Source organism: Gilliamella sp. GillExp13 (genome assembly GCF_001690815.1).
Classification (GTDB): Bacteria; Pseudomonadota; Gammaproteobacteria; order Enterobacterales; family Orbaceae; genus Gilliamella; species Gilliamella bombi.
This window is the reverse complement of record NZ_LZHJ01000103.1, coordinates 1-20,110: the sequence shown is the minus strand read 5'-3', so window position 1 is coordinate 20,110 and position 20,110 is coordinate 1. Positions and strand designations below refer to the sequence as shown.

Genomic DNA, 20,110 nt, shown 5'->3' with positions numbered 1-20,110 from the left:
TTTATAATAAGTAAAAAGCTAATGTAGCAAAAACAGGAACGGCAGCAGTTAAGCTATCAATGCGATCTAAAATTCCACCATGACCAGGAATTAAGTGACCACTATCTTTAATATTTGCTTCACGCTTAAACATACTTTCAGTTAAATCACCTAAAACCGAAACGAAAATCGCTAACAAAGAGCTAATAAAAAATGTACTGAAAGTCATGTCAAACATGTTAAGTATGTAAGCAATTAAACTAATTGCAATTGCTACACTAATACCGCCTATGAATCCTTCTATAGTTTTACCCGGGGATACTTTTGCCGCTAATTTTCGTTTACCAAATGATCGCCCAACAAAATAAGCTCCAGTATCTGTCGCCCATACTAGCACAAAGACGTAAAGCAACCAAATTGCACCCATATAAGAATTAGAATTGTAGTTAATTGCTCTTAATTCGACCATACTAATAAAGAACGGTGCTAGCGTAAAAAAAGCAAATAGTAACTTTATAAAGATTGAATTACACCAATACTTTGTCGTGGTTGGATAGCTACTTACTAAAAACAAAGCAGTTAACCACCATATGATTGATAAAAATAAAATTATACTATATAAATTCATTTTAAATTCAATAGAATCCGGAACCAAATAAAGTATGCCCAATAAAATAACAGTTGAAAAAGAAAAAATTAATTTTAAATATTTTTTTCTAATATGAAGAAACTGAGTCCACTCCCATGCGGCTAATCCACAAACCAGAATAATAGTGAAAGAAAACACGGGTAATGGAACAAAAAAAAGAACTGCTACCACAAGCGGAATAAGCACAACTGCAGCAAGTATGCGATGGATTAACATGAATGCTCCTTATTATGAATACCACCAAAGCGTCGTTCTCTGGCATTAAATGCATTGATTGCTTCATCGAATAAAGATTGATTAAAATCAGGCCATAAAGTATTGGTAAAATAGAGTTCAGAATAAGCAATTTGCCATAACAAAAAATTACTAATTCGATATTCTCCGCCAGTACGAATAACTAAATCCACTTCAGGAAATTCGCTCATACACATTGTTGAGCCAAAACGATCCTCAGTAATATCATCTAAACTGATTTCTCCGTTAGTAACTTGCATAGCAATTTTTTTTGCTGACTGCAAAATATCCCAACGTCCGCCATAGTTAGCAGCAATATTTAGTACTAGTCCAGAATTGTTTTTCGTTAAATTTTGCGCATGAATAATCATATTTTGTAAATGTTCACTAAAGCGAGAAATATCACCAATAATATTCAAACGAACATTATTTTTATTTAAACTTTTTATCTCACGATTTAATGCATAAATAAAAAGGGAAATTAGGGCAGAAACTTCATTGTGTGGACGTTTCCAATTTTCACTACTAAAAGCATATAAAGTAAGGACTTTTATCTTTATTTTTGCCGCATAAGCTACAATTTTTCGAACTGCTTTCAAGCCTGCTCGATGACCAATAACTCGTAACTGGTTATGTTGCTGCGCCCAGCGACCATTACCATCCATAATTATAGCCACATGACTAGGAATAGATCTTTCTTGTGTCATGCAATATCTCATATTGTCGCAATCATTATATTAATTATATTATTTTGTCCAATTAACGCGTACCATAAACTACAATTGTTTTACCATGTGCAGAAATCAAATGTTGATCTTCAAGCATTTTTAAAATTCGACCAACTGTTTCACGCGAACAGCCAACAATTTGACCTATTTCTTGACGCGTAATTTTGATTTGCATACCATCAGGGTGTGTCATTGCATCGGGTTGTTTAGCAAGATTTAGAAGTGTTTGTGCTATACGCCCTGCAACATCTAAAAATGCTAAATTACTAACTTTTTCAGATGTTACTTGTAATCGGCTAGCCATTTGACTGGCAAGACGCATTAAAATATCAGGATTAACTTGAACAAGTTGCTTAAATTTTTTGTATGAAATTTCGGCTACTTCACAACTTGTTTTAGCTTTAACCCAAGCGCTTCGCTCTGTGTCTTCTTCAAAAAGACCTAATTCGCCTAAAAACTGATTTTGATTTAAGTAAGACAAAATCATCTCGTTGCCTTCATCATCTTTAATCAATACCGCAACAGAGCCTTTCAAAATATAATAGAGGGTTTCTGCTTTTTCGCCTTGATGTATAAGGGTACTCTTAGCTGGATATCTATGAATATGGCAATGAGATAAAAACCATTCTAACGTTGTATCCGATTGTTGTTTACCAATCATATCCTACCTCTCCATTTTATTTACAACACTAACACTATAACAAAATTACGCACTAAATCATATACAAACAATCATTTTAACTACTATTTAATTAGTTTAATATCAATTGTTTCATGTAATTGAGACCAAAAAAGTGCTGCCGAACCATTCTCTAATTGAAGTTTAACATCATTAACTTTTTCTTGGAGTGATTTTTCTTGTAAACCGTAGTCAGTGCCTTCACGTAATACAAAATATTCAATTAGGTTATTTAATGTTTGTGGATCAAGATTTTGCCAAGGAATAATCATATTTGATAATAGTAAATTAGATTTGTGATTATTTTATAACAGCATTTAAATAATATAAAGCATCACTAAGTTATGCGTATAATCAATAAAAAACCACTCCGAAGAGTGGTTTTCTACACTTATATAACCAAATTTAAAATTAGTTAATAGTAGCTGTAACTTTAAGCTTATAACCTTGACCACCAGCTAAGTAAGGCTTAGTAGTTTTAGTGTACATGGTATCACTATTAGTCGTAGCTAAGGTAATAGTATCACCAGTTGCTATTGAATCTGTACTTGCTGGCGTGCCTTCATATGAACCATCTAGTGTCCAAGCAAAAGAATAACCAGTTAATTTAGTTGAACCACTATCGATTATACCATTTGTAAGATCGCCATCAGTCCACACGATAGCTTGGAATGTCTGACCATATTTAGGTGCAGGAGCTCCATTTAAGGCATAGTTAATATTTTCGTTTGTAACACCACCTTCAACTAGGAAAATACCAACTTCAGCGTCATCTGTTGTAATTGGACCAACACCAATATCACCATTATTACCATCACCTGGGCCATGGGGATTATTTACCTCCTTATCATCAGAAATTGGATTATCTGAATCTCCTGGAGGGTTTTCTGGGTTATTAGGATCTACTGGAGCAGTATTAGGAGTACCTGTTGCCCAAATATCATTTACTTCTAACCAGGTATTGGTATAAGGAATACCAAAGTCAGTTCTTTCTAAAAGTTTAAAACCAATTTTTTCTGCGCCTATGAAATCACTAGTTATTTTAAAAGATATACGAGCTATTGCATTACTATGGTCTTCAGTCGCCTGAACACTCATAGCCTCCCAACCATTAGTTTTTTTTGCAAAAACTTTTAATGTGTCTTTGATTTTTCCAGTATCATTATCGCCATCTGCATCTTCTAGATTAAATTTAATAACGACATAGTCACCTACTTTAGCTACTCGACTACCGATTGGTGAACTACCCTCTTCATCATTAGATACAACAACAGTCAAAGTATGATCTGCTCTTGTACCATTTACAGCTTTCAATATTGGTGCATTACCATTAATCACCTCTTTAGTAGTTGCATCTAAAGCAAATGCACTGCTTGCTGCATAACCAGCTAAAAATAAGCCTAATGCAACTTTTTTAATTGTAAAATTTTTCATGTTTAACTTCCTATTTTTCTCTATAAATTAACATGTTGTATTTATATAAATACACCATTTTGTTGGTGTTCCCTTCTTGATTATCGACTTACGTCGATAATCTAAACTTTTATCTATTATAAAACGGTCACTTGCAATTTAAATCCTTGATCGCCAGCACACGCAGAGGTAGAAGCAGGCTGTGGAGTTAAATCTAAATGACTCGGTGCGTCACCAACCGCAGGTATACTTGTGCCAGATGAAGCATAACTGTAATTGTCAGCCGTTTTACCTTTTATTTTATAGTGAGCATCTCGTCCCAAAGCAACGTTAAACCACGGTCCATTAGGATGACTCCTAGCGTCATTTGGTAATGAAGTCTCATTATTAGGACAAGCACTTGCATTTGAACCAACTAATGACCAAATTACATATGGTTTAACAATTTGGGGACCATTTTCAGAGGTAAACGCTTTAACAAGATATTCATTACCAACACGCCATTCGTTTGGCCCTGCAGGGTCAAATTCAAGTACAGAACCTGAACTTTTAGCAACTAATGTTCCAGAATCATTCCAAACTTCTATATAACCCGATCTACCACCAGAGAAATCAACAGAGGTTTTATTGAATGACGTACCAAAACCATACTGATCTAACGAAATTGAAAAATCAATCAGTCCTTCAATATTTGAAGCTACATCTATTGCATAACTATCACCGATTACTTCTAAACCAGCCGCAGTTGAGGCACGGGATGATATTTTTTGACCTTTTGCAACTTTTTCAAATGATTTTACAATAACACAAGGCTTTTGCTCTGGACATTCATTTACATTACCTGATGTACCATTGATTAAAGCAATTTTTTCGCCATTACTAGTTGCAGTCCACAATCCAGCAAATTCATTAAATGTTACTGGTATACTATCCATTAGTTCACTATCACTAAAACCATCTACATCTTGGAACGAGTTGATTGAACCATTATTTACCTTCGGTTTAACGAGAGTAGCTAATACGGTCAAACTACTTGAGCCATTTGCAGGCTGAGCCGCCAAAGTTGTTTTGTTACCTGAACTATCTACTGCCCATACTCCAATTTTACGCATTGTCGGATTTGGTAATACTTCAAAACTTACAGCATTAGATGTTGCAGATTTTCCTCGGCTATCAGTGACAGAAACTGATAAAGAATATTTGCCATTGGTGCTAACTGGGCGACGCTGACCATTTTGATCAATATAACTAGGAGCAACAATTTGCCAATTATTTACATCGGCTGGTGGATTAAGCCATGAAGAAGCGGTACATTCACCTGTAGCAATACATAAAAAACCACCACCAGCGTCAATTTCAAGCATATCACCAGACCATACTAAACTTGATAAGTTCTTAGCATTGTGAACACTGATAGTTAACGGATAGGCTTGTCCTTCAATTAACTGAGTTTGCTCAAGCCCTAAATCGACCGATATTTTCTTTTCTTTATATTCAAGAACGATATAGTTATTACGATCAACTAAATCATAACGACTACCTTTTAAGGAACGAGCAGATTGAACCATATCTGGATCTAACTGATCTTTTAACGGTGTACCTATACGATAGTTCATTGTAAGTTCAGCTTTAGTTGCCTTTTTATTGTCTTGACCTCGTTTATGCTCAGCCTTAATAGTGAAAAGTGGAACTGGTGTATAATCAAGACCGACAGTAATTGCTCGCGGGTCTTTTTGTAAATTATCTTTACCAAATAAGGCAACTTTATCACCATAGTATTGTTCATACATGAGTGATCCGCCCAAATGTGGATATTGTGGTAAATATCCTTGGAATCGAACATCAAAGCCTCTCGCTGCTCGTTCTAAATAATCATCAAAATCTTTAGAATCTTTCCAGTCTGATAACGGATGATAATAGTTAGCAGCAAATTTCATGTAATCAGTCCAAGCTTCGGCACCAATACCTAAACGATTGTGTGCACGCTGGAAATCATGGTCAAAAAATACGTTATAACCAAGTAACCATTTTTTATCAGCAACTTCCCAACGCTGACCAATACCAAAGTTACCTATTCGACGGTTGTGTTCATATTCCTGAAATGATATTTGACTAAATATTAATGTATCTTCTGTGTCATACCATGGGCTAAATAACTTCAAATTGACATTGTTAAATTCGCCTTTATCACTTAAATCAAACTGTAACTGAGCAGTACCAAAACGGCCTAAAAAATCCTGTACAGCATTACGTACTGGATCAACAACTTGGTTTTTAACCCCATTTCGTACATAACTTTCTGCGTAATCTTTACCCTTGTTTTTTAAATGTTGGGATAGACCACCATTGTCTGGCGAAGTTATTTGTTTCCAGTCTTGGCTAGCTAAAGTTTGTAATGTTGAAGCTATTTGAGTTGATAGTGCGTCTTTATCCTTTTTTACATCGTAATTATCATCTGATCCTAATTGAGGCAAATTGGCGTGTTCATCTTTTTTATCATCGTTTAATTTAATTGCAGGTAACAATGGTGAATTCTCAGGCAGAACGATACGCTCACCAATCTCAACAACATCTTTTTTATCAAAACGTCCCGCATTCATTGCACGTAATTCTGAAATAGAGATACCACTTAAAAGTGCAATTTGATAAAGACTACGTTGCTGATTGTTAAGCATCTCACGAGCTTTCGTACCATCTTTTAACTCAATTATTTTATTACTATCTATAGGACCTTGCGATACTTGAGCTTCAGAAGCAAAAGCAGATTGCCATCCTAATGTAGCTATTACAAATGCAGAGATAATCGTTAAATTAAGATTCTTTCTCATCTTAATATTCCTTATATTTCACCGATAAAGCGCATAATATGAAATCTATTGCCAATATCAATTTCTAATTTTAAATAGCAATATAATTATTTCTTATTAACTTTTACTATTTAGATTTTTACAACTACTTTTTAATTTTTGCAATTCTATTACAAAAATGTCATTTATCAAAATAATTTATTACTTTTTTGTTATGTTTTTTGTTGAGTTTTTTATATATTTTTTATTTATCATTATTATTCAATTTATTAAGTAAAGATTTGTAAAGTTTTGTAAATTTAATAGTGGATGTAGATCTAGTTGAGTAGTGAGGAATTACTATTTCTTTTGATATTAAAGAATTTATTGTAGGTAACTAGCTAAATAAATTATAAAATTATTCTCTAAATAAAAAAAAGACCTAATTGATAATTTAGGCCTTTATATTGTATTTTATATTTTCACAATTTATTAACCTTCATTATAAATCTCTAAGTTTTCTGATTCTTTAATGTCTGAAGATTTTTTAGTTTCATTTCTTTTCTGTTCTAATAATGATAAATAGCTATCATCAATTCCTTCGGTAACATATTTTCCATCAAAAACAGAACACTCTAAATGATGAATGTTGGAGTTTTGTTCTGTAATTGAATTAATTAAATCAGATAAATCTTGAAATATAACCTTATCAGCACCAATATTTTTTGCTATTTCATCAACTGTTCGGTTATAAGCAATAAGTTCACGGGCAACTGGCATATCTATCCCATAAACATTTGGATGCCTGATTTCTGGCGCAGCAGACGCTAAATAGACTTTTTTAGCCCCAACAGAACGTACCATTTCGAGAATTTCTTTTGAGGTTGTTCCTCGTACAATCGAATCATCAACTAATAAGACATTTTTGCCTTCAAATTCAATACGGTTAGCATTGAGTTTTCGTCTTACAGACAATTTACGTGCGCTTTGCCCTGGCATAATAAAGGTGCGTCCAACATAGCGATTTTTAACAAACCCTTGCCGGTAAGGTTTATTTAAAATACGTGCAATTTCAAGAGCGGCATCACAAGATGTTTCGGGAATAGGGATGACTACATCAATATCAACATCTTTCCATTCTCTTGCTATTTTAGCCCCCAATTTTTGCCCCATTTGAATACGTGATTGATAAACTGAGACACCATTCATTAAAGAATCAGGTCTTGCAAAATAAACATATTCAAAAATACATGGATAATATTGAGGGTTATCCGAACATTGCTGAGAATATAATTGTCCATCTTGAGTAATATAAATTGCCTCACCTGGTTCGACATCACGTATAAACTCAAAATCGAGAATATCTAATGCTACACTTTCAGAGGCAACCATGTACTCAATTTTCTGATTCTCAAGTACCCGTTTACCAATAACTAATGGCCGTATTCCATAAGGATCACGAAAAGCAACAAGACCATGCCCAATAATCATTGCAACACAGGCATATGCGCCTTTAATTATGTTATGAACATTATGTATTGCTGTAAAAATATTGTCGGCAGTTAGTGGATAGGTGGGAAACTTGTCAAGTTCATTAGCAAGAATATTGAGTAGCACCTCTGAGTCGGAATTGGTATTAATATGACGCTTTGCTAGTTCAAATACTTTGTCACGCAACTGATCAGTATTGGTTAAATTTCCATTATGAGCTAGTGCAATACCATATGGTGAATTGACATAAAATGGTTGCGCTTCGGATGGGCTTGAGCTACCTGCGGTAGGATAACGAATATGCCCTATGCCCAAATTACCTTGCAACCGTTGCATATGATGCTCTTGAAACACATCTTTGACTAAACCATTCGCTTTGCGCAAACGAAATCGATTTTGATTATCGATAGTCACAATACCTGCTGCATCTTGCCCTCGATGTTGCAAAACAGTCAATGCATCATAAATAGATTGATTAACAGAACTATTCCCAACAATACCAACAACACCACACATACTATGGTTACCCCAAATTTATTGTACTAAAAACGAAGAAGACTGTTGTATAAAATCAAAAAACCAGCGAATAATAAAACTAAAATGCGGAATTAGCTGAGATTGAATCCAGTAAGGTGATTGTGATAACGGCGTAAAAGTATCAACTAAAAAAAGAATAGCTGCAACAACTAAAACGCCTCGTAATACACCAAAACAGATACCTAATAAACGATCAGTACCAGATAATCCCGTTTTTTTTAATAATTGTCCAATAACATAAGTCACAATCGAACAAACCAATAAGGTAGCAATAAATAAAATAACAATTGCTACAGCAATACGTATAACATCACTATCAAAATAAGTTAAATAATCAGTAATATAAATATAAAATTGGCTGGAAATAAAAAAAGCTAATATCCAGCTAACTAATGATAACGCTTCTCGAACAAAACCTCGAACAACGCTAATTAATGCAGAAAAAGCAATTACACCAATAATCGTAAAATCAGCCCAGTTCATCATAATAACTCACAACTTTTTATTAATAATAATTATTCTTTACAACTTAAAAACAAGTAGCACAACGGTCAATTAGTAATAATAATACCTTCTAATTTTGTTAGGTTATTTAAATTAATAATGACTTGTTCAGCTTGCTCTTTTTTAGCATAAGGGCCAACCTGTAACTTAATTAACTGATTAGGTTCTGGGTTATCAGGTATTGTTCTAACGCTGTAATTATTTAATCGTAATAATGCAATTAACTCTTCTATTTTTTGTTTATTTTTTAACGCAATAAGTTGGATCATATAAGGTTTAGATTCTTGCTGTGACATTGAAGGTTTAATTATATTTGTTGAATCGTCAGTATCATCAACAATATCAGATGAAGCCGATGAATTTAGATCTTGATCTGAGCCAGATAGGTAAGGAACATCTGATATATTATGGGTAAAATTGTCATCAGTATCATCAGATGGTACAACCACTTGATTTTGCTGCGTAACCACTTCAGGTTGCAAAATTGGGGTTGTTGTCGTTCGTAAGTTAGATTTATCCGTTATAATCCACGGGGTTATTGCTGCAATAATAAGTAATAATGTAGCAAAACCTACAAGGCAATTTCTTACTCTATTGGGATTATTTTCTTGATTGTCTGCCATGACTAATTCCACTTAATGCTCAATTTCAGTTAACACATCCGATACAGTATGAAATGAGCCACATACCACGATGATATCATCTTCTTTAGCATCTTGCATTGCTTTTTGATAGGCCTTAGATACAGTATCAAATGCTGATACATTAAACTCACCTTCATTAAATAAGTGCTGTTTTAATACTTCAGCACTACAACCTCGTTCACCATAAAGCGAAGCACAATACCATCTATCACCTTTTAAGATGGATAAGGTACTTTTAATATCTTTATCCTTGAGCATACCAACAACAAATCTAACTTTGCCTACTTGCAAATATTCTGCTTTTAGTTTTTCTAATTGTTGTGTTAAATAAGCTGCTGCATGTGGGTTATGTGCTACATCAAGGATAACCAGTGGTGATGTTTGAATAATTTGAAAACGTCCAATTAAGTTCGATTTTGCCAATCCTTTAGTTATTTCATTTTGTGTTATTTTAAGTGATGAATAACTTATAGCTGCAATTGCAGTTGCTGCATTAGCTAAAGGAACATTGGCAATAGGTAAATTTTTATACTGTTTAAATTTTGACTCAAAAGTCCATGAATCTTTGTTAAGTTGTTGATAATACCAATCACTATTCACTCTATAGATAGAGCAATTCACAGCTTTTGCCACATTTAAGATAGATTCTGGCACATCTGGCTCACCAACAATAGCTATACTTTTAGGTTTAAAAATACCTGCTTTTTCACGTCCGATACTTTCACGGGTATCACCTAAATAATCAACATGATCAATACCAATAGTGGTAATAATTGCCACGTCAGCATCAACAATATTGGTTGCATCAAGCCTTCCACCAAGACCAACTTCTAATATAACTACATCTAATTTTGCTTGTTTAAATTGATAAAGTGCAGCAAGTGTTGCATATTCAAAATAGGTAAGCGATATATCACCTCTGGCTTGTTCTATTTCTACAAAGGCTTTTACTGTTTGTTGTTCACTTGATTCTTGATTATTGATACGTACCCGTTCAGTAAAACGTAATAAATGGGGAGAGCTATAAACACCAACTTTTAAATTCGCTTCAAGTAATATCATTTCAAGCGTTCGACAAGTTGTTCCTTTGCCATTAGTGCCAGCAACGGTAAAAATATAAGGCGCTGGTTGTAATAAATCTAGGCGCTGAGCTACAGCTTTTACTCGTTCTAAACCTAAATCAATGGTTATAGGATGTAGTTGTTCTAAATAATAAAGCCATGTCTTTAGATCTGACATGGCATTCAGTTGGTTATTTGTCATACTCAATTAAACTGTCTCGTTAAGAATAACTTCATTAAACGGATCTGGTAGTTTCATTAATTTTGTTATTAAACTGGCAATTTTAGAACGCATATCTTTGCGATGAATGATCATATCAATTGCCCCTTTTTCAAGTAAAAATTCACTACGTTGAAACCCTTCTGGTAATGTTTCACGAACAGTTTGTTGAATCACTCTTGGACCGGCAAAACCAATTAATGCTTTAGGTTCAGCAATATTAATGTCACCCAACATTGCCAGACTTGCCGATACACCTCCCATGGTAGGGTCGGTCATTACTGAAATATATGGTAAACCTTCATCTTGCATTTTAGCAAGAATAGCGCTCGTTTTTGCCATTTGCATTAATGAAAATAGCGCCTCTTGCATTCGAGCACCACCACTTGTTGAAAAGCAAATTAAAGGACATTTATCCTCAATGGCTTGCTCTGCTGCGCGAGTGAATAATGCACCAACAACAGAAGACATTGAACCACCAATGAACGCAAATTCAAAACAGGCAACAACTACTGGTACACCAAGCAATGTTCCCTTCATGACAACCATTGCTTCTTTTTCGTGAGTTTCTTTTTGAGCTGCTGTTAATCGATCTTTATATTTTTTTGTATCTTTAAATTTTAAGATATCTTTAGGCATAAGATCTGCACCAATTTCAATATCCGAACCTTCGTCTAAAAAACGGTATAAACGCACTCGGGCAGGGATATGCATATGGTGGTCGCATTTTGGACAGACCTCTAAATTAAGATCAAGTTCAGCTTGATAAATGACTTGCTCACAGTTAGTGCATTTTGTCCAAACGCCACCAGGAATATTCGCCTTTTTATGATCTGACGATATATTATTTTTACTAAGAATTTTTTCAATCCAGCTCATTATGATTCTCTCATTCTGGCACTTTTTACAAATTTGAAGATATTGTACAATACTTTGCACTAATTCTTAATAGCTGTTTTTATTTTTATGTTATTTCACAACTAACTTTATAAAATAAAACAATATTTTGATGAAGATTTAGAAATAAAATTTGCTTAAAATCGAATTTAAAATAGCTAACACTCAACAGATAACTAATCTACTGAAATATCATTTTGTTTAAAAATATAATTAATATGATCTTAAAAAATTATTGGTATATAATTGGTAGAAGTTTATTTTCCATTTTTTGAGATAAGGGGTTATAGATGGACAAGGAAAAATCAACCGCACCATCGTTTCAAGATGTATTAGAATACATTCGTTTATCACGCCGTTTAAATAAATTAAAACGTGAAATATCAGATAACGAGAAGAAAATTCGTGACAACCAAAAAAGAGTACTACTACTTGAAAACTTGAGCGAATATATTAAACCAGATATGACTTATGAAGAACTTCAAGCGATTATTGCGAACATGAAAAGCGATTACGATGATCGTGTTGATGATTACATTATTAAAAATGCTGAAATTTCAAAAGAACGTCGAGAGATCAGTAAAAAAATGCGTAGTTATCGTTCTAATTAAAATTTATTGTGCTGTAATTAGCGTCCATTTTTATTGTGGGCGCTAATTTTATAAACTAAATCAGCCACCTGCTAGCTTTACTTTAAATCCTTTATCTTCTAGCAATGACTTTAATAAATCACGTTTATCACCTTGTATTTCAATAACACCATCTTTAACTGCTCCCCCACAACCACAACGTTTTTTTAATTCTGCCGCTAACTGTAATAATTGAGTATGATCGATATCAAATCCAGTAATAACACAAACACCTTTACCTTTACGGCCTGATGTTTGTCGTTGAATTCGAATAATACCATCCCCCTTAGGGCGTGAGATAAGTGTTTGGGTCGGTTTAATTCGACCTTTATCGGTCGAGTAAACAAGTGGATTATCAGACATAATAATATTATTGACTCTTACTTGTATCTAGTGTTGCTAAAATTGTTTGTAAAGCTTTAGCAGGATCTTCTGCTTGGGTAATTGGGCGTCCAATGACTAAATAATCAGAACCTGCAGCTTGAGCTCGCTGAGGCGTCATAATACGCCTTTGGTCATCAGAATTAGTACCCACTGGTCTAATACCTGGTGTCACCAATTTAAAATCACTGCCCAAACGAGTTTTAAAACTTTGTACTTCTTTTGCTGAACATACTACACCATCAAGCCCGCAGTTTTTAGCAAGTATTGCTAATCTGGTTGCTTGCTCTAAAGGTGATACGTTAATACCAATTTCTTGTAGATCAGCTAACTCCATGCTAGTTAATACTGTTACCGCAATCAAAATAGGGGCATCTTTACCATATGAATAAAGCGCATCTTTAGCAGCTGTCATCATGCGTGAGCCACCACTAGCATGAACATTGGTCATCCAAACACCAAGGTCAGCAGTTGCAGCAATTGCTTTTGCGACAGTATTTGGAATATCATGGAATTTAAGATCTAAAAAAACATCAAAACCTTTTTTCATAATTTGCTTGATAAAGTCAGGTCCTGCATGTGTAAAAAGCTCTTTACCAATTTTAATGCGACAATCTTTTGGATCTACACGATCAATAAAATTCCATGCCGATTTAACATCTGGAAAATCAACTGCAACAATAATTGGTGATGCCATAACTTATTTATTCCTTCTAATCAAAATTCTTAGCTATTCTTTCTAACAAATTCATTCAAATCAGCATAAAAAATACGAGCGCTTTCTTTATAACCTCGTAAAGTTTGATGCACTAAATCTGGGCGTGCTAACCCCCGTTTTCGCCACTGCTTAATAGAATACTTTCCCCCCATTGCCACTTGCCAATCCCAAAATAATGTTTTTTCAGATTTAGCAACTTGTTTTTGAATATCCATTATCTTTGCAAAAGACTTAGGCATATTTGTTTCATTTGCCATAGTATCAGGCGGTGTCATTATCAAGATCGTAGCATTGGGTAATGTTTTACGAATCAGTCTAATATTATTCACTAAATTTTTTCGATATTGATTAGCATCTAATGCTCCATCAAAACTTTCATTTGTCCCGTATTCTAAAATAATTAAATCACTTTGTGATATAGACAGTTCTTTAAACCAATCTTTCCCCCACTTTTGCCAAATTGTTTGTTTAGCTCCATTAGTGGCAATAGATGAAACAATAACACCTGGTTGTTGATAGCGAGTCAACCAAATTCCACCAAGCTCTATATCTTTTTGACCTTTTATAACCAATGGCATTTTAGAAACAACCGAAGCTGTTTGCCAACTATTTGATTTTGGAGTATTGCTTAAATTAATTTTATGATTATTAGCATCATAAAGCGCTAATGAATTTGTGTTATTTTTAAGTGTTTTAAAGGTTAACTTAACTTGCCAATCTTTATTATTAGAGCCTCTTGGTGTAATTCGGATAGTGGCAAAATCTTTATTTGGTTTAGCGATAAAACCACCCATAGGAAAATCCAAGTTACTTAAAGTTCGGCTACTTAGCACATTCCAATTTTTGGAATTCCACGTAACAGCTGCATGGCTTTGTCCTTTTATAGCTACAGGCGTTATCCAGCCAATACCAGCATTACCATACTTTTGTTGCATTAATGTTCTTAACTCACCAGTAAAAAAATCAGCGGCTGAATGTGAATCACCAAATTGAGTAATATTGACCACTTGATCCGTTTTTTTATTATCCTCTAACGATTTTAAACGCATTGCAAATTGTTTAGCATTAGGATCACCAAAATCAACAATAGTAGATACCGTGGTGGTTTTACTTTCAGCTACACTACAACCAACGGCAATTGTTACTGCAATTACGGTTATAATATACTTTAAAGATTTAATCATTAAAGGTATCCTCTAATTCTTTATAAATTATTTGTTCCATAATCGCTTTTGCCAAAATTTTTTGACCAGTTGGTGTAAAATGAACTCCATCATCAACTCTTACTTTAATTTTGGCTTTATCGGTTTCTATGAAATTACTGAACTTTTCGTATGTACAACCCAATAATTCGTTTGTTGTTAAGAAATGTTGTTGAGTTTTTTCTATTTCAGATTTATATAAATTATTTAGATAAACCATTCCATTATTTAATTTGTGTTTACGCATACAAGGCGCAGCAAGCCAAAGTACTTGAACATCATTTTCTATAGCACTATTTAAAATAGATGCAATACGCAAACGGTAGTGCTCTTCCCATAATTCAGATTTAAATTTAGCGTATTTGGCATAACCTTTAACAGGAAAATCCCAAGGATCATTAGCACCAAGAAAAACGACCAATAATTTTATTGAAGGATCAGCAATTAGATTATCATTAATTGTTTTTGGCCAATCGAAAGCACTTGGATAAGCAAGTCCTGTACTCTGTTTGCTCAAATCAATACTTTCTATTTTATACTGCTTAAACAACATTTTTTTTACATATGGTGCAACGCCTTGCATTAAAGAGTCACCTGCAAAAAATACCTTATCATTACTTGTTAGAACAATCGGTAGCGGTTCTTGGATTGATTCAATATCCTTATGAACTTCATTATTCCTATCTTGAAGTACAGATGCTATTTCTGGCTTATTTTGATTAGTAGTATCAGAATGTATTTTTAAATTGTAATCCGCACCAGTATCTTCACTTTTTAAATTTTTGTTTGTAACTACTTCTTCGATTTTTTTATTTTGTTTTATCTCTTCAAACTCATCCGTTGCTAACTTGGATGTTTTATTTTCAGTAACGGGTAACGCAACATCAATCGGTTGAGTAAGTGAAGTTGATGTTTGTGTGGTTGTATGCTCTTGATCATTTTGCTCATCAATATAGTTTTTTTCAAAATCTTGTGGTGAAATTTCTTGAGAAGCAATCGTATTACCATCAAATAAATCAGTATGGTATGCTTGCTGGCAATAAATCAATATAGATTTATAATAAATCGCAATTAATGCAATAGCGGTAACAGACATTATAACTAATATATAACGAGCTGATAAAGGGCTGCCAGTAAAAACAAGAGGTGTGTTTGTTTTTTTGTGAAGATTTTTTTTAATTACATTTTTATTCAGCGATTTATGACGTTGCCGTTTCAAACTAGATTTTGGTTTTTTATTATTTTTTGAGAACGATTTTTTATATATCATCATAATTAAATTAATATAATTAAAAATTAGCGTAAATAAAGTTTGGCATACCTGATGGTGCAATATAAATAACCAACCACAGAATTAAAATAAAAATTAATGGTAAATATAAATGCGGTATTTTGGTTAACTGAATAATAAACCAATCAGTAAAAGTTTTACACATCGGGTAGGTAAAGTAAATGAAACAAATCACTAAAAATGCCCCTACATGATGCGGTTCTATCAAGAAGTTATGCATTAATGCTGTCATATAATCTACTGCATCAGGTAAACTGTCACTATTAAAAAATAACCAGGTGAAACAGACATAATGCCATGTTAATAACCGTGCTATCCATGGTGAACGTGTAGCTATCCAACCTTGCCCAAAATAACGATCGCCAATGTTAAGAGCCACAATACCAATGCCGTGACATGCCCCCCAAATAATAAAATTAATGCCAGCACCATGCCATAATCCAGATAGTAACATTGCCAACATAACATTGATTTGAGTCCGAATAAAACCTCGACGACTTCCTCCTAAAGGAATATAAATATAATCGCGAATCCAACGAGATAAGCTAATATGCCAACGTGACCAAAAATCTCTCAAATTTAATGCTAAATAAGGGAGATTAAAGTTAATTGGTAAACGAAATCCTAGCAATAAGGCAATACCTGTAACTAAATCAGTATACCCTGAAAAATTTAAATAAATTTGCATTGCATAAGCATAAAGACCTACTAGTAAATCAATTACACTAAATTCTAACGGGTTAGCAAATATTGGTTTAACCCAATATTCATTAATTAAACCACCTAAGCAGTAAACCTTGATTACAGCCAAGATAAGCAGCATAAATGCACGAAATGGTTCTAGAATTTTACGAGGCTGACTGATGCTAATTTGAGGTAAAAATTCTTTAGCTCGATTAATCGGACCCGCAATAATACTTGGAAAAAAAGACAAAAATAAGGCAAAATCCCAAAAGTTAGCAACGGGTAACTCTTTCTTTTTTACCGAGACTAAATAACTTACCGAATGGAAAGTATAAAATGAGATGCCTATTGGAATTAGTACGGTTATAACAGGTAGTAAAACTGGTAAATCTAATAAATTAAGCAGATCCTGCAACTCATAACGAAAAAAATCAAAATATTTAAACAACGCCAGATTAATTATTGATAAGCATAATCCTAAAATTAACCACCGTTTTGAGTGACGTTCAGATGTAGCAATCAGTACTGAGAACAAATAGATTGCACAAGTATAAATAAAAAGGATAAGCGAAAATTGCCAGCTATAACTGCCAACAATAAGATAACTTGCTACTAAAAGTAGAATATTTTGTATTTTGGGTGATAAGTGACATCCCCAATACAAGGCAAAGAAAGCGATAAAGAGTAAACCAAACTCTATAGATAAATAACTCACTGCAATCCTTATTACTTAACAGTATACTTTACTGAAAATTTTTGACGAAACCCTTTATAAAATACTTTACTTTTGGCTAGCTAATCAATTCTGATTGAGCAAGTACATTATAAACAATCAGTTCTTTATTCAATCCAGTAACAGTTAATAACTGATTTCTTGCCTGCAACCATAAATTATAGAGCTCAGAAATTTTTTCATTGCTTTTAGTGGCAAGCAGTCGAACCAATGGGACTTGATCACGATTAACAATAAAACGCCCCACTTTTTGCTTCGCTTTAAGCGCATCACTTAATAAAGCACAAAACCAAATAACTCTTTCAATAAATTCTTCATGATCAAAGGTTTTAGCCAATTGCCAATAATTGTTTTGTGGTACAACTTCTAATAAATGATCACAAAATGCTTTTCGTTGTTGCCACTTTTCCGGTACCAATAGTGTAACTGCTTTTAGAGGTGCATTTTCGCTCAATAATAACGCTGAGGCAAGCTCATTATCGCTGTATTGCTGATCGCGTTGACTTTTTAACCATTCAATGGATTGTTCCAATTTAGGAATAGGTAAAAAATAAGAAAAACAGCGACTATGAATTGTTGGAAGCAATTTGCTGTTATGTTCATCACTTAAAATAAAATATGTGTTTTCTGGTGGTTCTTCTAACGTTTTTAACAATGCATTGGCGGCAGCTTCGGTCATTAAAGCTGCATTTTTTATCCAAATGACTTTATTTCCACCTTGCTGAGATTTTTCGTAAACTTTGTTTGATATTTTACGGATTTGATCAATACCTATTGACTGTTTAGATTGTTCATTAGTTATTACATAATAATCAGGATGATGGTGAGACAAAAATAATTGGCAACTATGGCAGTTTAAGCACGGCTCCAATTGTTGTGAAGATTGGCATAATAAACGGCTTGCAATCTTTGAAACAAACTCATCTTCACCACTACCTTGGACATAATTAATTAATAAAGCATGATGAGCTCGTTTGTGCATAATTCCAGAAGCTAATTGCTGATACGGCAACGAAAGCCAAGGATAGTCATTTAAGATCATTCAATATCAACCTGTTTAGTTAACCATGCAGTTAAAATTTGTTCAATTTGCCCATTCACATTGTCGATTGATTTTCCTGCATCAACTGTAATGATGGTTTTATCTTGTTTAGCAAGTTCTAAATAACTTTGACGAGTTCGTTCAAAAAACGGCAATGACTGTTGCTCGATACGATCGAGTTTACCTCGAGATCTTGCTCGCATTAATCCTATTTGAGGATCAATATCCAAATATAAAGTAAGATCAGGTTTAAAATCACCTAACACTTGTTCTTTCAATGTCATCATAAAAACTTTATCTAACTGGCGCCCACCACCTTGATAAGCTTGCGTTGATAAGTCATGACGATCACCAATAACCCATCTACCTGCATGAAGTGCTGGTTTAATTACATTATCGATCAGCTGAATACGTGCGGCATATAACATCAATAATTCGGCTTTATCAGTCAAAAGCTCATTATCTAAACCATTTTTAATAATATTGCGTAATGCTTCAGCAATCGCTGTTCCACCTGGCTCTCGAGTAAACTGCAAATCACCAATATTGTGTCGATTTAAAATACGAGCAACGATATCAATAGCGGTGGTCTTACCTGCCCCTTCAAGCCCTTCGACGACAATAAATTTGCCGGTCATACTAAATTCCTAATCTATTTATAATAAGCCTGTGTTTAATATTGCGCTATTGTACGCTATTTTTACTGATTATTTTAGTTTGAATTATTAATACTTTTTTCAATTTTACAATTAATACCTTCATTATTAAATTTTAAATATTTTTTTGATGCTAATGAAGCAATAAGATGAAAAGCAAAAAATATTCATATAGAATATTGATTTTATTTAATTTTTATCAATAACAGTCCTAGATTACACAATGAAGTGCAATTCTTCTTAACTCCTTAGAATAAAAATCGGCAGGGCTTTTAAACTTATGCCGTTTTCTTGGGCTTGTGTTCAATAGATATTGTATTTTCTTTATCTGTTTGTCGTCAACTAATGAAATGGCCGCTGACTTTGGTATAAACTGACGTATTAAGCCATTGGTGTTTTCATTTGTGCCTCTTTGCCAGCTTTTATAAGGCTCCGCAAAGTACACGGCGGCGTTTAAATAATGCTCAATAGCATGATGATAATTAAATTCGGTTCCATTATCAAATGGTGATGCTTTTAACCATTTTTTTAAACGGCGTTAGCAATTTTATTATCATATCTCTCGTTTCGAAGGCGGTACGTTGATTGAGGTGCCCAATTAATACTAGCCCTGTTTTGCGTTCAACTAATGTCACCAATGCTTGCTTGTCTTTACGGCTAATAATCGTATCTCCCTCCCAATGTCCTCGCGTTTTCCGGCTTTCTACATAACTTGGACGTTGTTTAATTGACCGTTTATAACGGCGGTCTCCTTCTTTAATACTCGGTGCCTTACAATGCCTATAGGCTTTGCCTTTTCGCCTTAGATAAGGTTTGAATTGTTCATAGCGCGCTTTATTTTGATAAAGATAGTTATAGATTGATTGGACGCTGACTTTCTTTAAACGTGCAGCAATCTGCTCTGGGCTGTAATAAAGCATGAGGTATTTTTCAACTTGGCGCCATACCGAAG

The 20,110-nt window shown here is 33.8% G+C and carries 21 protein-coding genes; 1 reads left to right on the top strand and 20 read right to left on the bottom strand.

Going from position 1 to position 20,110, the window contains the following annotated elements; translation table 11 throughout:
- Position 1: 1 nt before the first annotated feature.
- The 11 genes from A9G37_RS07265 to accD form a co-directional block, all read right to left on the bottom strand.
- Positions 2 to 844, bottom strand: a complete 843-nt coding sequence (locus tag A9G37_RS07265; protein WP_065575081.1) for a CDP-archaeol synthase — start codon at positions 842 to 844, stop codon at positions 2 to 4.
- Positions 838 to 1,569: an isoprenyl transferase gene (locus A9G37_RS07260; RefSeq protein ID WP_218059337.1), complete on the bottom strand. Its 732-nt coding sequence runs from the start codon at positions 1,567 to 1,569 to the stop codon at positions 838 to 840. The genes A9G37_RS07265 and A9G37_RS07260 overlap by 7 nt, the downstream gene beginning before the upstream one ends.
- Positions 1,570 to 1,621: 52 nt before the next feature.
- Positions 1,622 to 2,251 (bottom strand): cAMP-activated global transcriptional regulator CRP, encoded by a 630-nt coding sequence (gene crp, locus A9G37_RS07255; RefSeq protein ID WP_065575079.1) that lies wholly within the window; start codon positions 2,249 to 2,251, stop codon positions 1,622 to 1,624.
- 83 nt (positions 2,252 to 2,334) lie between these two features.
- Positions 2,335 to 2,541 (bottom strand): YheU family protein, encoded by a 207-nt coding sequence (locus tag A9G37_RS07250; protein ID WP_065575078.1) that lies wholly within the window; start codon positions 2,539 to 2,541, stop codon positions 2,335 to 2,337.
- A 139-nt stretch (positions 2,542 to 2,680) separates the two neighbouring features.
- A complete protein-coding gene (locus A9G37_RS07245; RefSeq protein WP_065575077.1) occupies positions 2,681 to 3,703 on the bottom strand; it encodes a hypothetical protein in 1,023 nt (340 codons plus the stop codon).
- A gap of 116 nt (positions 3,704 to 3,819) precedes the next feature.
- Positions 3,820 to 6,510, bottom strand: a complete 2,691-nt coding sequence (locus tag A9G37_RS07240; RefSeq protein WP_065575076.1) for an inverse autotransporter beta domain-containing protein — start codon at positions 6,508 to 6,510, stop codon at positions 3,820 to 3,822.
- Between the two features lie 450 nt (positions 6,511 to 6,960).
- Positions 6,961 to 8,475: an amidophosphoribosyltransferase gene (gene purF, locus A9G37_RS07235; protein WP_065575075.1), complete on the bottom strand. Its 1,515-nt coding sequence runs from the start codon at positions 8,473 to 8,475 to the stop codon at positions 6,961 to 6,963.
- 18 nt (positions 8,476 to 8,493) lie between these two features.
- Positions 8,494 to 8,979 (bottom strand): CvpA family protein, encoded by a 486-nt coding sequence (locus A9G37_RS07230; RefSeq protein WP_034910331.1) that lies wholly within the window; start codon positions 8,977 to 8,979, stop codon positions 8,494 to 8,496.
- 68 nt (positions 8,980 to 9,047) lie between these two features.
- Entirely contained in the window at positions 9,048 to 9,623 is a 576-nt protein-coding gene (locus A9G37_RS07225) for an SPOR domain-containing protein (protein ID WP_051634146.1), read from the bottom strand.
- 12 nt (positions 9,624 to 9,635) lie between these two features.
- Positions 9,636 to 10,907, bottom strand: a complete 1,272-nt coding sequence (folC, locus tag A9G37_RS07220) for a bifunctional tetrahydrofolate synthase/dihydrofolate synthase (RefSeq protein ID WP_034910335.1) — start codon at positions 10,905 to 10,907, stop codon at positions 9,636 to 9,638.
- Positions 10,908 to 10,913: 6 nt separating this feature from the next.
- A complete protein-coding gene (gene accD, locus A9G37_RS07215; RefSeq protein ID WP_034910279.1) occupies positions 10,914 to 11,804 on the bottom strand; it encodes an acetyl-CoA carboxylase, carboxyltransferase subunit beta in 891 nt (296 codons plus the stop codon).
- 308 nt (positions 11,805 to 12,112) lie between these two features.
- Here accD and tmaR point away from each other — a divergent pair, with 308 nt between their 5' ends.
- A complete protein-coding gene (tmaR, locus tag A9G37_RS07210; RefSeq protein ID WP_034910282.1) occupies positions 12,113 to 12,433 on the top strand; it encodes a PTS system regulator TmaR in 321 nt (106 codons plus the stop codon).
- A gap of 60 nt (positions 12,434 to 12,493) precedes the next feature.
- Here the strand turns inward: tmaR and yciH are convergent, their stop codons facing one another.
- From yciH to A9G37_RS07170, 9 genes are all read right to left on the bottom strand, one after another.
- Positions 12,494 to 12,814: a stress response translation initiation inhibitor YciH gene (gene yciH / locus A9G37_RS07205; protein WP_034910285.1), complete on the bottom strand. Its 321-nt coding sequence runs from the start codon at positions 12,812 to 12,814 to the stop codon at positions 12,494 to 12,496.
- A gap of 7 nt (positions 12,815 to 12,821) precedes the next feature.
- Entirely contained in the window at positions 12,822 to 13,529 is a 708-nt protein-coding gene (pyrF, locus tag A9G37_RS07200; protein ID WP_065575074.1) for an orotidine-5'-phosphate decarboxylase, read from the bottom strand.
- 29 nt (positions 13,530 to 13,558) lie between these two features.
- Positions 13,559 to 14,734: a GDSL-type esterase/lipase family protein gene (locus A9G37_RS07195; protein WP_051634147.1), complete on the bottom strand. Its 1,176-nt coding sequence runs from the start codon at positions 14,732 to 14,734 to the stop codon at positions 13,559 to 13,561.
- On the bottom strand, positions 14,727 to 15,971 hold the full coding sequence (locus tag A9G37_RS07190; protein ID WP_176701885.1) for an SGNH/GDSL hydrolase family protein: 1,245 nt from the start codon (positions 15,969 to 15,971) through the stop codon (positions 14,727 to 14,729). Before A9G37_RS07190 ends, A9G37_RS07195 begins: the two co-directional genes overlap by 8 nt.
- A gap of 70 nt (positions 15,972 to 16,041) precedes the next feature.
- Positions 16,042 to 17,442, bottom strand: a complete 1,401-nt coding sequence (locus tag A9G37_RS07185) for an MBOAT family O-acyltransferase (protein ID WP_034910291.1) — start codon at positions 17,440 to 17,442, stop codon at positions 16,042 to 16,044.
- 76 nt (positions 17,443 to 17,518) lie between these two features.
- Positions 17,519 to 18,502 (bottom strand): DNA polymerase III subunit delta', encoded by a 984-nt coding sequence (holB, locus tag A9G37_RS07180; protein ID WP_065575072.1) that lies wholly within the window; start codon positions 18,500 to 18,502, stop codon positions 17,519 to 17,521.
- Entirely contained in the window at positions 18,499 to 19,140 is a 642-nt protein-coding gene (tmk, locus tag A9G37_RS07175) for a dTMP kinase (protein ID WP_034910296.1), read from the bottom strand. Before tmk ends, holB begins: the two co-directional genes overlap by 4 nt.
- Positions 19,141 to 19,369: 229 nt before the next feature.
- Entirely contained in the window at positions 19,370 to 19,627 is a 258-nt protein-coding gene (locus A9G37_RS12570) for an IS30 family transposase (RefSeq protein ID WP_255306878.1), read from the bottom strand.
- A 31-nt stretch (positions 19,628 to 19,658) separates the two neighbouring features.
- Positions 19,659 to 20,110 (bottom strand): IS30 family transposase (locus A9G37_RS07170; RefSeq protein WP_141671120.1); only part of this gene is annotated, 452 nt, incomplete at its 5' end.